Source organism: Lichenicola sp., assembly GCF_965198575.1.
Lineage (GTDB): Bacteria > Pseudomonadota > Alphaproteobacteria > Acetobacterales > Acetobacteraceae > Lichenicola.
This window is the reverse complement of record NZ_OZ240671.1, coordinates 2,587,403-2,601,325: the sequence shown is the minus strand read 5'-3', so window position 1 is coordinate 2,601,325 and position 13,923 is coordinate 2,587,403. Positions and strand designations below refer to the sequence as shown.

Here is a 13,923-nt window from a genome sequence, read left to right as displayed (position 1 = left end):
TCAGGCATGGGCGAGTGCTGCATCGACGGCGGCGGCGAACTCGGCATAGGTCGTGACCGGCCCGGCCTTGGTAGCGCCGAAGATGAAGGTCGGCGTGCCCTCGATGGTGTACTGCTTCTGGCCGGCATCCTGTTCCGCCAGGATCTCGTCGCGCAGATGGTCCTGCGAGAGCGCCTTGAAGTCGGGATACGACATGCCGGCGAGCACCGCCTGGCGGCCCAGAGCGGCGAACGGATCCTCCACGAAGGCCCACTTGTCCTGCGTCGCGAACAGCTGCTCGACGAACGGCAGGTAGCGGTCGGGCGGCAGTGAGCGGGCCACCGCCGCGGCCAACAGCGCCGTCTGGTCGAGCGGGAAGTCGCGGAAGACGTACAGCACCCGCCCGGTATCGATCAGCTTCTCCTTCACCTCGGGGAACGCGGTCTGGCTGAAATGGGCGCAATGCGTGCAGGTCAGCGAGAACCATTCCTGCACCACCAGCTTGGCGTCCGCGCGACCGACCGAGCGCGTATCCATCCGGGCATCGGCCCGCTGTGCCAGCGCCGGACGGATGAGGGACGGCATCAGCAGGCCGACGGGAGCGGCGGCAAGCAGGGTTCGGCGGCGGATCGGCATCGTCAGGCTCCGGGATGGCTGGTGTGACGTGGTCAGGAACGCGACCGGCTGGCGATGCGGCCGCCGAGCCGGGCCAGCGCATCGTGCAGCGGCCCGTCCGGCAGGCCGCCGATCGCCACCGGCACCGGTTCGGGCGCTGCCACCTCCGGCGCTGCCGAACCGGCGCCCGTGATGGAATCATCCTGCACGAAGCGCAATCGCTCGACGACCTGCCGACCCAGGGCCGAGTTGATACGGGCGATCAGCTGCGTCGCCAGGTGCTGCAGCTCGAGTGCCGTGACGCCGCTCGCTGCCAGCGTCAGGGTGCCGCCGGAGAATCGCCGTGGCGAGGTGACCGCGGCGGTGACCGGACCGACCAGCGCCGGCCAGTCGCTCATCAACTGCGCCGCGGCGGGCGAGCGTGACTTGAAGGCCGGCCTGGTGATCGGCGGCAGCAGCGTCGCCAGGGTGCGCGGGCCATAGACGTGGCGGCCCGGAGTGCGCGGACCGAGGTCACGCGGCGCTCCCGTATCCGCCACCGGCTTGCCGCCTGCACCGTCCTTCGCCATAGACCCCTCGTGCCTCCCGAAGCCCGCGACCTGCTGCACTGGTACGATCGTCACCGGCGCATCCTGCCCTGGCGTGCCGCCCCGGGCGAGACCGCCGATCCCTACCATGTCTGGCTCAGCGAGATCATGCTGCAGCAGACCACGGTAGCGGCCGTACTATCCTACTACCGGCGCTTCCTGGAGCTGTTCCCGACCGTCGAGGCTCTGGCCGCCGCACCAGAGGAGCGCGTGATGCAGGCCTGGGCCGGGCTCGGCTACTACGCCCGGGCGCGGAACCTGCACGCCTGCGCCAAGGCTGTCGCGGCGCGCGGCGGGTTTCCCGACACCATCGAAGGCCTGCGCACCCTGCCCGGGATCGGTGGCTACACCGCACCGGCGATCGCCGCGATCGCGTTCGGCGTTCCCGCGGTGCCGGTGGACGGCAATGTCGAGCGCGTGGCGGCACGGCTGTTCGCCGTCGAGACGCCGCTGCCGGCTGCCCGCAAGGCCCTCGGCGTAGCGGCGGCGACACTCGGCCAGGACCCGGATGCCCGCGCGCGGCCGTCGGATTTCGCACAGGGCCTGTTCGATCTCGGCGCCACGATCTGCACCCCGCGACGGCCGGCCTGCGCGCTGTGTCCGTGGCGTGACCCATGCCGGGCGCGCGCACTCGGTATCGCCGCCGACCTGCCGCGCAAGACCCCGAAGCCGGTGCGGCCGGAGCGGCACGGCGTGATGTTCCACGTGACCGACCGCGATGGCGCGGTGCTGCTGCAGCGCCGGCCACCGGAGGGCCTGCTCGGCGGCATGACCGAACTGCCCGGCACACCCTGGCGCGAGACGCCCTGGACCCAGGCCGAGGCTATGGCCCTGGCGCCGCTGGTCGCGGACTGGCGTCAGGCCGGCACCGTCAGGCACGTCTTCACCCACTTCGCGCTGACCGTCGAGGTGTGGCGCGCGCGCGTCCCGCGGATCCCGCCCGGAACCGGCACCCGCGGTTTCCTGCGCGCGGCCGACACGCTGGCGGACGAGGCGCTGCCGACGCTGATGCGCAAGGCGCTGCGTGTGGCGGAGGCAAAGCACCCGCTCTGACGGCCGGCACCGCCCGGGTGTATGATCCGGCCGATGCGATTCGTGCACACGTCCGACTGGCAGATCGGCAAGAGCTTCCGCTTCGCCGACGACGACACCCTGGCGGTGCTGCAGAACGAGCGGCTCGAGGCGATCGGGCGCATCGGCCTGCTGGCCCGCACGCAGGGCGCCCGCGTGGTGCTGGTGGCGGGCGACGTCTGGGACAATCCCGGCCCGAGCGACAAGACTCTGCGTCAGACCCTGGAGCGGATGCGCCGCTTCCCCGACCTGCACTGGCACCTGATCCCCGGCAACCACGACCCCAACCTGCCAGGCGGGCTGTGGGAACGGCTGCTGCGGCTGGGTCTGCCGGACACCGTGCACGCGCATCTGTCGCCGCAGCCGGTGCCGCTCGAGGGAGCGTCCGATCGGGAGGTCTGGCTGCTGCCGGCGGTGCTGGACCGGCGCCATGCGTTCGGTGACCCCACTGCCGGAATGGACGAGGTGGCGACGCCGGAGGGCGCGCTCCGTATCGGCCTGGCGCACGGTTCGGTACGCAGCTTCGGCTCCGACCCGTCGGCAGCGCACAACCTGATCGCTGCCGACCGTGCGACCCGCAGCGGCCTGGCACACCTGGCACTCGGCGACTGGCACGGCATGGTCGCGGCCGGCGAGCGCAGCTGGTACTCGGGCACGCCTGAACCTGACGGGTTCGATCGCGGTGGCGACGGTGGCGGCAGCGCGCTGCTGGTCTCGCTGGAGGGTGCCGTGCCGGTGGCGACGCCGCATCCGGTCGGCCGCTTCGTCTGGCGCCGGGAGAGCGCGATGCTGACCGGTCGCGCCGACATCGACGCCCTGGAGGAGCGGCTGCGTGGCATCGACCGCGACGACCCGAGCCGGGTGCTGGCGTGGCTCATCGTCGAGGGCGCGCTCGGACTCGAGGATCATGCGATCTTCCGGGACCGGATCGAGGACGGCGTCGGCAGCGCGCTCCGGGCTCTTCGGATCGACGCATCACGCCTGCAGCCGGTGGCGACACCGGACGACCTGGCCGTACTCGGCACCGCCGGCGCGTTGCGTGACGCGGCCGACCGGCTGGCTGCCCTTGCCGGCGATGGCTCCGAGGCCGCATCGGATCCCGACATCGCCCGGGCCGCGTTGCAGCGCCTCGTGTACATGATCGCGCGCGAGGGAGCGTCGTCATGAGGCTGCGCACGATCGAGCTCGACCAGTTCCGCAAGTTCGACCGCAAGGTCCGGATCGAGGGGCTGCATGATGGCGTCAACGTGCTGTGCGGTCCGAACGAGCACGGCAAATCGACGGTGCTGGCGGCGTTGCGGGCGGTGCTGTTCGAGAAGCACGGCTCGAAGAGCGACGCGATCCGCAGCTACCAGCATCATCGCGGCAACACCGCGCCGACGGTCTCGCTCGAATTCGAGCACGAGGGGATGGCGCACCGGATCGAGAAGCGGTTTCTCTCGCGAGCCGGGGCGCGGATGATTTCCGGCGGCACGGCGTATGAAGGCGACGCTGCGGAGGAACGGCTGGCCCGCCTGCTCGGCGTGTCGGTGGCCTCGCGTGCCTCGAAGGATGCTGCGGCGCAGACGGCCTCGATCTGGGGTGCGCTGCTGGTGTCGCAGGGCGAGAGCTTCGCCCAGGCCCGGCTCGGCGAGGGTGCCCGCAGCACGTTGTCGGAATGCCTGGAGGCCGAGCTCGGCAGCGTCAGCGGCGGCGCCGTGATCGGTCGGCTGCTGAAGCAACTGCAGACACCGATCGCGGCATTGCTGGACGGCTACGGCAAGCCGCGTGACCGCTACAAGGCGGCGATCCTCGACCGGGACGCTGCAACCGCCGCGATCGAGACGCTGCAGCAGCGTCGCCATGCGCTTAGAGCCGACCTGGCGGCAGTGATGACGGCCAGGCGGGAACTGCGTCAGGACGAGGACCCGGTGCAGGCGGCGCGCGCTGTCGAGGCGCTGGCTGCGGCACGGCGGCATCGCGACGCGGTGCTGGGCAGCCGGGCGCAGCTGGAGAAAGCGGAGGCTGCGCTCCGGTTGGCGGTGTCGGCGCATGCCGATGCTAGCGCCGAACAGGACCGTCGCACCCAGCGGGCTGCACGCCTGGCCGAAGCCGCGCGACAGCTCGACGGGCTTGGCGGGACCGAGGCGCAGGCGCGATCCCGTGTGCAGGCGGCACAGGCTGCCCGGGAGGAGCGTCGCCAGGCCTTCGACGAAGCCGGCCGCCGCCAGGATGCCACCGAGCGTGATCTGCGCGCGGCCGTATCCCGCCTGGACGTCGCGGAACAGGCAGCGGCGCGCGACGTCGCCCTCGCCCGTCTGGCACAGGCCGAAACAGAGGCCGCACGCGTGGCCGACCTGTCGTTGGCGCTGTCCCGGCTGCGGCTCGACGAGGAGGGATTGCGTGCGCTGCAGCAGGCCGAACTGGCGCATCGCGGCAACCAGGCGGCGCTGCTCGCGCAGGCCACCACGGTTGAACTCTCGCTCGAGGTCGCGGCGGAGCTGCTGGTGGAGGGCGAGCCGGCGCACGCGGTGGCGCCGGGCGACACCCGGCTGAGCCTGACCCGTCCCGCCGAGCTGGTGATCGCCGGCATCGGACGCATGCGGATCCTGCCGGCAGCGCGGGACCAGGATCGGCTGCACGCCGCCGCGCAGGAAACCGCCCGGGTGCTCGCGCGCGCCCTGGAGGTGGCAGGGTGTGCCAGCCTGGTGCAGGCGGAACAGGCGGTGGCCGAGCGTCGTCGTGTGCAGGCCGCCCTCGACCAGGCGCAGCGGGGTCTGGCGGAGTGTCTGTCGGGCGCGATCACGGGAGCGGCGGAAGGCAAGACGAGGCCGGATATCGTGGCACTCCGCCAGCATGTGGCAGGGCTTCAGCTCGGGGTGTCGGAGCGGCTCGCGGCACTCGGGATTGGCGCGCCACCGGATCTGGCAAGTGCCCTGACGGATCGGCTGGCTGCGGCGACCTGCGAGGACCAGGCGCGTCAGGAGGCAATCCGGTCGCGCCACGCACTGCTTGCCCCGGACGCCGATCTCGGGATCGCCGAGGCGGAACTGCGCGAGGTGGAGTTCGCGCGACGCGACCGTGAGGCCGAATGCCGGCGCCTGTCCGACGAGCAGGCGGCGGCCGAGGCGGCGGAACCGGCGGAGGCGCTGGCACGAAGGTCGTCGCGTTCGGCAGAGGCCGTGTCGCTGCGGCGGCTGGAGCGGGAGGCGCTGCTGGCATCCGGACCCGAGGGCACGGAGGACATGGCGAACGCCGCGATCCTCCGGCTGGAGCAGCAGCGGTCCAATCGCGAGGCGCGGATCGGGAGCCTGCGCGAGGAGATCGCCCGGCTTGAGAGTCGCATCGGCCAGGAGGAGGGCATCGGCCTCGACGAGCAGATCGAGAGCGCGACCCGCAGCCGCGACATCGCCAGCCGCGCACATGACGACTTCCGGCGCGAGGCCGCGATCCTGACCCTGCTGCGCGACACCCTGCTGCAGGCCGAACGCACGGCGCGCGAGCGCACCCTGGCGCCGTTGATGACGCGGATGAGCCCATACCTGCAGGCGCTGTTCCCGCGCGCCCGGCTCAGCCTGGCGGATGATTTCTCGATCACCGCCTTGTCGCGCCTCGACAGTCTCGGCCCCGCGGACGCGGACGGCGAGACCTTCGACTCCCTGTCGCACGGCACTCGCGAGCAGATCGCCATCCTGTCGCGTCTGGCCTTCGCCGACATGCTGCTGGCCAGCGGCCGCCCGGCGTTCCTGGTGCTCGACGACGCGCTGGCCTTCGCCGACCAGGGCCGCATGGAGCGCATGTTCGACATCCTGACCGATGCCGGCCGCCGCATGCAGATTTTGGTGCTGACCTGCCGCGAGGACGTGGCGAGCGGCCTCGGGGGCACCAGGCTGCGTCTGGCCTCCTGACCGGTCACGAAGGGTGTCGACCGCCCGGGCGTATCAATCCGCTTGTGTATTCCGGAAATAAGGTCGCGAAACTGCACGAGGTTGTTTCGGGTGCGCACCATGCCGGAAGGCGGGTTTTTCAGGAAGGTTCTCTCCGGAGGCGAGGAGGAGAGCCCCGAGGCCGAAATGCTCGCGTCGGGTGCCGATCCCGCAGCCGTCGGGATCGCCATGGACGCGGCTCGATCGGGTTGGGCGCCGGCGGAGAAAGCCGGTGTGGAGTATCTCGAAAAACAGGCGCGCTTCGTCGCCATCCAGTCCGAGCACCTGCACGAGCAGCGGGTGCTCCAGCTCTCGCACCTGCGGGTGCGCCGCTTCAGCGACCGGCTCCGTGTGGCCACGCAGATGTTCGTGTTCCTGGTCGCAGCCCTCATCGGGCTCGGCATGGCCGTCATGGTCTATGACGCCTTCACCGCCCGCTCGGTGATCGTCGACATCTTCGACGCGCCACCCGACCTCGCCGCGCGTGGCCTGTCCGGACAGGTCGTCGCCGGGCTGGTGCTTGACGAGCTGACCCGGCTCGGGACCGGCAAACACACGATCGTCAAGCGGGACGTGTCCAGCGCCTGGAGCAACGACATCAAGGTCGAGCTGCCGGAAACCGGGGTCTCGATCGGCGAGCTCGACCGCATGCTGAAGTCGCGCTTCGGCCACGAACTGCATATCGGCGGCACCCTGCTGCAGACCGAGACCGGCGCCCTGGTGCTGATGGTGCGCGGTTCCGACGTGCTGGCCCGGAACTTCACCGGCGCGGCCGGCGATCTTGGCCGATTGACCACCGAAGCAGCCGAATATGTGTACGGCGAGTCGCAGCCGCCACTTTACGCGTCGTATCTCGAGTATTCCGATCGCGAAGACGAGGCGATCGCGTTCATCAAGTCCAAGCTCTCGGAAACATCCGGCAAGAACCGATCCTTCCTGCTTTACTTATGGGGTCTGGCGCTCAGGCGCAGCGGCGGATCGCCCGAGCTGCAGATCGAGCTCTTCCGCCAGTCGCTGAGGTTCGATCCTGCGAGCTGGGGCGCCTATGAATGCATTGCCTTGAACCAGATCGTCCTCGGGAATGAGGAGGGCGCCTGGAAAACCAGTGAGGTCATGCGCAACCTGGCAGGAGGTCGTCCCGGGAGGGTTGATGAGCTGGTCTATAAACCCTGGGACTTTATGACCTGGAACCTTTCGGCCGTGCGCGCGGCTCTGGTGGCCGACTCGTCCGATGGTGTGGGGAGAAACGTAGTCGCCGACGGGCCGGCGATCGCCAATGCCGACATCAGGATGCACGACGCGGCAGATGCCCGCCTGCAGCTCGCGACCTCCAGGGTCGGAGCCGGAGACTCGAGCCTGGAGGTCGTGGCGCCCTTCGTTGCCGGCTTCCAGGCCATGGAAAGCGGCGATGGACCACGTGCCGCAGCCGAGATGGAAGCACTCGGCAGGGCCCTCTCAAACAGGAGCAGTGCTGCCCACTTCGCCGGCATCGGCTGCTGGATCGCCCCCGCCGAGGAACTGGCCGGCCATCGGGCACAGGCCGACGCCGCGCTGGCTGCCGGTGGACACTTTGTCGACTGCGCGCGTTTCCGCGGCGACATCCTGGATGGCCGCGGCGACTGGCCCGGCGCGCAAGAGGCCTATGCCGAGAGCGTGGCGATGGCACCGGACCTCCCCGCCGGCTACTACTCGTGGGGGGTGGCCCTCGCCCGCCACGGCGATCTCGCTGGCGCCACTGCCAAGCTCACCGCCGCCCATGCCCGGGGCCCGAATTGGGCCGATCCGCTCAAAGCTTGGGGTGACGTGCTCGCCCGGCAGGGCAAGTGGCGGGCGGCTCTGACACAATACGATCAGGCTCTGGCCGACGCACCCGCATGGGTTGCGCTGCACACGGCACGCGATACGGCTGCCAACAGGATCTGAACGGCGCCGAGGCCTTCAGCCGCTCTTCTTGCGCAACGCCCGCGAGAAGCGGCTGCCCGCTTCGGTGAAGCCGGTGGCGAGGCAGAACGCGCGCAGATCGGCGTGATCCGGTGGCGCCAAAAGCTCCAGCGTATCGCTGCCGGCAACCCGCGCTGCCTGTGCGCCGGCCTTGACCAGCAGCCGGCCGATCCCGCGGCGACGCGCGTCTTCGTCGACCAGCAGCGTCGTGACCTGGGCGATCGGCGTCGCGAACTCCAGCGTGCGATACCAGTGGACCACAACCAGCCCGCTCGGCGGCCCCCACTCGAGCGCGATCAGCGCCGTGCCCGGCTCCGCGCGCAAAGCGTCGAGCCGCTCGGCGAGGATGCGCGGCTCCACCGCATGGCCGTAACGGCCGAGCAGGTCGGACAGTCCAGGCGCATCAGCCGCGGCGGCAGCGCGGATTTCCAGTCCGTAGCGGCTGCTCACGAGACGTCTTCGGTCGTGAAAACTTGAAGCCGGGCCGGACCTGCATCTGCGTGTTCCCGAATCGCTCCAATGACGAGCACGACGACGCCTCGACATGCCTTTGCACGGGGCACGGACGTCCGGGTTGCAGGTCGTTCGAAAGCAGATACCGGCCCAGATGATTCAAGCGGCTGATCAGCCAAGAGAAGTCCTTTTTTCCATTCTGACTTTTTAGACAATGCCATCGTCAATTGCGAACTCTCCGCCTGAGGAAAGTTCCGAACAAGACGCGCTTAACAAGCCCGATGAGCCGGTCTAGAAACGTCTGACGGCAAATCCGGAGCATGGGCGTGGCGATCGTGATGTCGGCTGACTGGGGCCCGTATGCCAACGCCCACGATGCCCAACTCAACTTGAGCCGATTTGTCGACAGGGCATTTTCTCCGGATGTCGGGGTCGCGTGGGCAGCGAACGGGAGTGTCTATCCGCTCCGGGCGCCGCGTCGGGACGGCGATGGATATGGCGACGTCGCGGTCTTCGAGTGGCGGCCGGACGCCAGCCCGGTCGTCCCCGCCCGGCCGAACACGTTCTGGGAGGAAACCAAGGCGGTGGCTTTGCAGGCACTCGATCGTCTCGGGAAAGCCGAACTGGCACAATCCGACGCGCAGCTTGCATTCGGCAAGGCACTCGCCGCTCCGCTCATGCGGGTGTTGTCCCAGAACCGGGATGACGCAGCCGGAGTGGCACTGGACGTTCTGTGCGTCGCGTTCTCCGTCGGGCTTCTGGTGACCGGCATAGGAACACTGGGAGGCATTGCAATTTTCGGCGGCTCCTTACTACTCCTCCTCGATGGGACCGCCTACGGCCTGGAAATGGCCGGAGACCAGGAGCGGGCTGAAGGACTTAAGAAGAGAACCGAGATTATTCGGTTGGTGGCGACGCTGGCAACATTGCCGGATCTGGCCTGGGGCGGGCTCAAGGCAATTCGAGAGTATCGCGAAGTCAGGGATTTGGCAGAAGTTTCGAAGAAAACGGCCCTGGCTGCCGATGCTCTGGCAGCAAGATCTGCGAGCGCCGAGCGGGCAAAGCGTTATGCGGAAATTGCCGAGAAAGCGCGGCTGCGATCACAGATCAGGGCTGAGCAGCTGAGGGGGCTCCGGCTGCACGAGATGATCCCGCGCGGGTCCGGCACAGGCTCGATCTTCCTGCTGTTGAAAGAGGAGTTCACGACCGACCAGAGCGTGCTCAACAGGTTCCTGCGGGGTCTGCAGATCCATTGCGTCGCGGTGCATGCATGATTGACACGACGCGCGAGCCATCACCCAGCTATTTCATAAGTTTCGCCTTCGCCTGCACAGGAATAGCATGCGCTGGGATTGGGCTGTGGGCAGCCGTAGCGGGGGTCGTCGGGGCTAACCCGCTCGATGGCGTCAACGACGGGGGTTCGATTAGTACCGTGCTGGGGTTCGCGACCATGTTCAGCGAGCGGGCAACGCGATGGGAGCGGTTACGGCCGGAGGTTCGGCGCTCGATCCTGGCGGTTATCATCGGCGTGCTGGCGGGATCGTTCCTGGCGACGCTGGTCTGTCTGTTCCTGGCAGTAGCGCGTCTGGGCCTTCCCGATATCGCCATGATATTCGGGGTGGCGGCAGCCGTGTGTCAGATCAGTGCGGCATACTGGTTGCTCAAGCTCAGAACCTGACTCCGGCTTTCAAGCATGTCCGTTGCTCAGAGACCACATCATTGCCCAAGCCGCGAATCCTGAATGAACGATCCGTCCGGGGCGCGGTGCATAGGTGATCGAAACCAAACATCGGCCGCCACCTGGCTATTTCATAAGTTATGCCTTCGCTTTTGCAGGAATAGCATTCGCCGGCATTGGACTTTGGGCAGCGGTTGCCGGGATGTTCGGGAAGGACACGATCGATAGTGTCGGGCAGAGCGGTGTTATCTGCACGGTGCTGGCGCTCGCAATCGGGTTCAGTGAGCGGCTGACGCGGTGGAGTCGCCTGGGAACAGGCATCCGACGAGCGGTCCTGGCTGTGATTGTTGCTGTCCTCATGGCATCGCTCTTTGCAACGCTGGTCTGTCTGTTTCTCGCAATCGCGCGTTCAGGTATGCCGTTTATTCCGACATATTTTGGGTTGGCCGCTGCCCTGTGCCATTTCCCTGCAGCATATTGGCTGCTCCAGCTCAGAACCCGTCCCTGAATTCGAGCTCGGGCACACCTGATCTAGCGCCGCATGGCCCCCAGCCATACATGCTCTATCGGCAGTCGCTCCAGGCTTCCAAAGCCGGAATGAACTCCATGCCGAAACCCCTCCTCCCGCTGTTCCTCGATCTCGACGGTCGCCCTGCCCTGGTCCTTGGTGATGGCGAGGCTGCCGACCGCCGCGCCACGACCCTGCGCGCCTGCGGTGCCGACGTGCGGCACATCCCGTCCGGGTTCGAGCCGGCGATGCTGGATGGGTGCGTCATCGCGGTCGGTGCCGAGGCGCCGGAGCCGGACCTGCTGGCGATGACCACCGAAGCCCGTCGCCGCGGCATCCCGTTCAACGTGGTCGATCGTCCGTCGCTGTCCGGCTACTCGACGCCGGCGGTGGTGTCTCGTGCACCGTTGCAGATTGCCATCGCCTCGGGCGGTGCCGCACCGGTGCTGGCGCGGCTGCTGCGGGCGCGGATCGAATCCCTGGTGCCGCCCGGGTTCGGCAAGCTGGCCGCCCTCGCCGACCGCATGCAGGCGGAAACCAGGCGCATCCTGCCGGACGTGCTGCGGCGCCGGCGCATGCTGGAGGCGGCGTTCAGCGGCCCCGTTGCCGAGCTGATGCTGGCCGGGCGCGAGGCCGACGCGGAGGCGGCCTATCGCGACGCACTCGGCGCGGCGGCCGAGGCCGGCAAGCATCCGGAACAGGGTATTGCCTACCTGGTCGATCCGGGCCCGGGCGACGCCGACCTGGTGACGCTGCGGGCCCTGCGACTGCTCGGCGAGGCCGACATCATCCTGTATGAGGCCAGCGAGAGCGCTGCCGTGCTGGAACTCGCCAGGCGCGATGCGTCGCGTCTCGAGATCACGGCCGGGGATGCGGTCGTGCGGATCGTCGAGTTGGCGAGCCAAGGTGCCAAGCTGGTGCGCCTGTCGCCGCACCCCGGTGAGGCAGCCCTGGTCCGCGCCGCCGGTCACGTCTGCGTCGAAGTGCCGGGTGTTCGCCGTACCGCGGATTGACGTGCGCCCCGCCAGGTTGCTCATGTCGGCGCCATGTCCCGTCTCGATCTCTCCCGAACCTTCCTTCCCGTCCGCATCGCCGTCCTGACCGTGTCGGACAGCCGCACCGCCGCCAACGACACCTCCGGCGACATCCTCGCTGCCCGTGTGGAGGCTGCCGGTCACGTGCTGGCCGACCGCGCGATCGTGCCGGACGATGCCGGACGCATCGCCGACCGGTTGCGCGGCTGGATCGCCGACGCTTCGATCGACGTGGTGATCAGCACCGGCGGCACCGGCGTGACCGGCCGTGACGTGACCCCGGAGGCCTACGACCAGGTGGTCGAGAAGCGCATCGAGGGCTTCGGCGAGCTGTTCCGGATGCTGAGCTACCAGAAGATCGGCACCTCCACGATCCAGTCGCGTGCCATCGCCGGGGTCGCCAACGGGACCTACCTGTTCGCGCTGCCGGGCAGTTCCGGGGCGGTCAAGGATGGCTGGGACGACATCTTGGTGTGGCAGCTCGACAGCCGCCACGCGCCCTGTAACTTCGTTGAGCTGATGCCCCGCCTGAAGGAGCACATGCCGCCTTCAGCCTGACGCGCGTAGCAGGCGCTCGAGGTAGCGCACCGTCTTGGCACCGTCCGCTGTCGTGGCCCGGCCGATCTCGGTGAAGCCCATCCGGGCATGGAACGCGTCGGAGCCGGGGTTCGGCGGCAGCAGGTTGACCTCGCACAGCACCCGGTCGTGGCCCGCATCGGCTGCGGCCTCGAACAGGTCGCCATACAACCCGGCGGCCAAGCCACGCCCACGCGCTTCCGGCGCGGTGACGATCCGGTCGACATAGACGAAGCGGTCGTGACGTGCCCGCAGCCACAGGAAATTGGGGCTCGCGTAGGCCGCGTCCTGGTCGAATGCGATCAGGAACGCATCGAGCGCGCCTACCGTGGCGACCCGGAACGCCATCTCCAGCATCTGCCGCAGCCGGGCGGCATCCAGCAGCGAGGTCTGCTCTGCATGGGCATTATTGAGCGCCAGCATCCGGGCCTCATTGACCGCGGCCGGCGGTCCCCGTTCTATCGGTTCAGGCATCGGGATCACACCTCATGACGACGCGTGCGGAACTGACCGAAAAGATCGTGCGGATCAAGATCGAGCGCGACCTGTCCTGGACCGAGTTGGCCGCACTCGCCGACGGGCTGTCGAAGGAGTTCGTCACTGCCGGTCTGCTCGGGCAGATGACGCTCCCGGCGCAAGCGGCGGAGGCGATCGGCGACACGCTCGGCCTCGATCCGTTCGAGATCAAGCTGCTGCAGGTGCCGCCCTACCGCGGATCCCTGCCCACCGCCGTGCCGACCGATCCGCTGATCTACCGGTTCTATGAATTGGTCTCTGTGTATGGCACGACCTTCAAGGCATTGATCCACGAGGAATTCGGCGACGGCATCATGAGCGCCATCGATTTCCGGATGGACATGCAGCGAGAGCCGAACAATGCCGGCGACCGCGTCTCGATCACCATGAGCGGCAAGTTCCTGCCCTACAAATCCTACTGAACGCGCCTTGAGGATAGACCTGATGACGAAGCTGCCCAAACTCCCCGCGGCACTGGTGGCCGGCGCTCTTGCGGCCCTGCCGATCTCGATGCTGCCGGGCGCTGCCGCGAACGCTGCCCCCGCCGGCAGCTACACGCTGGGAAAGGTCACGTTCGTCGGCAACGATCAGGTGCCGACCGCGGACCTGCAATCGGCATTGCCGATCCAGCCGGGCGAGAAGATCGACGAGGCCGGCATGAGCCAGGAAACCGATGCCGTGGAGCAGGTGTATCGAAAGCACAACGTCGGCGCGTCGCTGAGCATCCGCAAGACCATCACGCCGCGCAAGGTTGCCCTGCTCACCTACACCTTTACCGAACAGGCGCCCGTCGCACCGACCGTCACGCATATCGGCATCACTGCCGACCACGTCGGCGTCGCCGGCAACAAGAAGATCAGCACGGACAAGATCCTCGCCGCCGCAAACCTGCATCCGGGCGACACCCTGACCAACGAGAAGATCGCCGCTGCCCAGACCGCGATCCTGGCGCTCTACAAGAAGGCCAATGTCGGGGCGACGATCAACAGCGGCTGGACCAACACGACGCCGCAGCATGTCGACCTGGTGTTCACGGTGGTCGAGAAAACCTCGTGAGCAC

The 13,923-nt window shown here is 68.3% G+C and carries 15 protein-coding genes; 11 read left to right on the top strand and 4 right to left on the bottom strand.

Annotated elements, in window-relative coordinates; translation table 11 throughout:
• Both ACOEQ2_RS11755 and ACOEQ2_RS11750 read right to left on the bottom strand, forming a co-directional pair.
• Positions 1–615: a thioredoxin domain-containing protein gene (locus ACOEQ2_RS11755; RefSeq protein ID WP_419728166.1), complete on the bottom strand. Its 615-nt coding sequence runs from the start codon at positions 613–615 to the stop codon at positions 1–3.
• A 32-nt stretch (positions 616–647) separates the two neighbouring features.
• On the bottom strand, positions 648–1,163 hold the full coding sequence (locus ACOEQ2_RS11750) for a DUF721 domain-containing protein (RefSeq protein WP_419728165.1): 516 nt from the start codon (positions 1,161–1,163) through the stop codon (positions 648–650).
• A gap of 9 nt (positions 1,164–1,172) precedes the next feature.
• Between ACOEQ2_RS11750 and ACOEQ2_RS11745 the strand changes: the two genes are divergently transcribed.
• From ACOEQ2_RS11745 to ACOEQ2_RS11730, 4 genes are all read left to right on the top strand, one after another.
• Positions 1,173–2,234 carry an A/G-specific adenine glycosylase gene (locus ACOEQ2_RS11745; RefSeq protein ID WP_419728164.1) on the top strand — a complete coding sequence of 354 codons (1,062 nt, stop codon included), beginning with the start codon at positions 1,173–1,175 and terminating at the stop codon, positions 2,232–2,234.
• Positions 2,235–2,267: 33 nt separating this feature from the next.
• The gene (locus ACOEQ2_RS11740; RefSeq protein WP_419728163.1) at positions 2,268–3,419 is read left to right on the top strand and encodes a metallophosphoesterase family protein; all 1,152 of its coding nucleotides are present in this window, start codon (positions 2,268–2,270) and stop codon (positions 3,417–3,419) included.
• A complete protein-coding gene (locus ACOEQ2_RS11735; RefSeq protein WP_419728162.1) occupies positions 3,416–6,139 on the top strand; it encodes an AAA family ATPase in 2,724 nt (907 codons plus the stop codon). Before ACOEQ2_RS11740 ends, ACOEQ2_RS11735 begins: the two co-directional genes overlap by 4 nt.
• Positions 6,140–6,229: 90 nt before the next feature.
• Positions 6,230–8,080, top strand: a complete 1,851-nt coding sequence (locus ACOEQ2_RS11730; RefSeq protein WP_419728161.1) for a hypothetical protein — start codon at positions 6,230–6,232, stop codon at positions 8,078–8,080.
• A gap of 15 nt (positions 8,081–8,095) precedes the next feature.
• Here ACOEQ2_RS11730 and ACOEQ2_RS11725 read toward each other — a convergent pair whose 3' ends face one another.
• Positions 8,096–8,548: an N-acetyltransferase family protein gene (locus ACOEQ2_RS11725; protein ID WP_419728160.1), complete on the bottom strand. Its 453-nt coding sequence runs from the start codon at positions 8,546–8,548 to the stop codon at positions 8,096–8,098.
• A gap of 329 nt (positions 8,549–8,877) precedes the next feature.
• Between ACOEQ2_RS11725 and ACOEQ2_RS11720 the strand changes: the two genes are divergently transcribed.
• From ACOEQ2_RS11720 to moaB, 5 genes are all read left to right on the top strand, one after another.
• Positions 8,878–9,825, top strand: a complete 948-nt coding sequence (locus ACOEQ2_RS11720) for a hypothetical protein (RefSeq protein WP_419728159.1) — start codon at positions 8,878–8,880, stop codon at positions 9,823–9,825.
• Positions 9,822–10,229 (top strand): hypothetical protein, encoded by a 408-nt coding sequence (locus tag ACOEQ2_RS11715; protein ID WP_419728158.1) that lies wholly within the window; start codon positions 9,822–9,824, stop codon positions 10,227–10,229. Before ACOEQ2_RS11720 ends, ACOEQ2_RS11715 begins: the two co-directional genes overlap by 4 nt.
• A 94-nt stretch (positions 10,230–10,323) precedes the next feature.
• Complete coding sequence (locus ACOEQ2_RS11710) at positions 10,324–10,737, top strand: hypothetical protein (protein ID WP_419728157.1); 414 nt, start codon at positions 10,324–10,326, stop codon at positions 10,735–10,737.
• A 98-nt stretch (positions 10,738–10,835) separates the two neighbouring features.
• Positions 10,836–11,750: an SAM-dependent methyltransferase gene (locus ACOEQ2_RS11705; protein ID WP_419728156.1), complete on the top strand. Its 915-nt coding sequence runs from the start codon at positions 10,836–10,838 to the stop codon at positions 11,748–11,750.
• 33 nt (positions 11,751–11,783) lie between these two features.
• Positions 11,784–12,329 carry a molybdenum cofactor biosynthesis protein B gene (gene moaB, locus ACOEQ2_RS11700; RefSeq protein ID WP_419728155.1) on the top strand — a complete coding sequence of 182 codons (546 nt, stop codon included), beginning with the start codon at positions 11,784–11,786 and terminating at the stop codon, positions 12,327–12,329.
• Here the strand turns inward: moaB and ACOEQ2_RS11695 are convergent.
• A complete protein-coding gene (locus ACOEQ2_RS11695; RefSeq protein ID WP_419728154.1) occupies positions 12,321–12,821 on the bottom strand; it encodes a GNAT family N-acetyltransferase in 501 nt (166 codons plus the stop codon). The genes moaB and ACOEQ2_RS11695 overlap by 9 nt on opposite strands.
• A 14-nt stretch (positions 12,822–12,835) precedes the next feature.
• On the opposite strand from ACOEQ2_RS11695, the gene cynS reads away from it, so the two are divergent.
• On the top strand, positions 12,836–13,285 hold the full coding sequence (cynS, locus tag ACOEQ2_RS11690; protein WP_419728153.1) for a cyanase: 450 nt from the start codon (positions 12,836–12,838) through the stop codon (positions 13,283–13,285).
• Positions 13,286–13,307: 22 nt separating this feature from the next.
• On the top strand, positions 13,308–13,919 hold the full coding sequence (locus ACOEQ2_RS11685; RefSeq protein ID WP_419728152.1) for a POTRA domain-containing protein: 612 nt from the start codon (positions 13,308–13,310) through the stop codon (positions 13,917–13,919).
• Positions 13,920–13,923 lie beyond the last annotated feature (4 nt).

What these genes read in the sequence shown, in the direction of transcription:
- ACOEQ2_RS11755 (WP_419728166.1), bottom strand. Translation starts at nt 615, where the DNA reads ATGCCGATCCGCCGCCGAACCCTGCTTGCCGCCGCTCCCGTCGGCCTG.
- ACOEQ2_RS11750 (WP_419728165.1), bottom strand. Translation starts at nt 1,163, where the DNA reads ATGGCGAAGGACGGTGCAGGCGGCAAGCCGGTGGCGGATACGGGAGCG.
- ACOEQ2_RS11740 (WP_419728163.1), top strand. Translation starts at nt 2,268, where the DNA reads ATGCGATTCGTGCACACGTCCGACTGGCAGATCGGCAAGAGCTTCCGC.
- ACOEQ2_RS11735 (WP_419728162.1), top strand. Translation starts at nt 3,416, where the DNA reads ATGAGGCTGCGCACGATCGAGCTCGACCAGTTCCGCAAGTTCGACCGC.
- ACOEQ2_RS11715 (WP_419728158.1), top strand. Translation starts at nt 9,822, where the DNA reads ATGATTGACACGACGCGCGAGCCATCACCCAGCTATTTCATAAGTTTC.
- ACOEQ2_RS11705 (WP_419728156.1), top strand. Translation starts at nt 10,836, where the DNA reads ATGCCGAAACCCCTCCTCCCGCTGTTCCTCGATCTCGACGGTCGCCCT.
- moaB (WP_419728155.1), top strand. Translation starts at nt 11,784, where the DNA reads ATGTCCCGTCTCGATCTCTCCCGAACCTTCCTTCCCGTCCGCATCGCC.
- ACOEQ2_RS11695 (WP_419728154.1), bottom strand. Translation starts at nt 12,821, where the DNA reads ATGCCTGAACCGATAGAACGGGGACCGCCGGCCGCGGTCAATGAGGCC.
- cynS (WP_419728153.1), top strand. Translation starts at nt 12,836, where the DNA reads ATGACGACGCGTGCGGAACTGACCGAAAAGATCGTGCGGATCAAGATC.
- ACOEQ2_RS11685 (WP_419728152.1), top strand. Translation starts at nt 13,308, where the DNA reads ATGACGAAGCTGCCCAAACTCCCCGCGGCACTGGTGGCCGGCGCTCTT.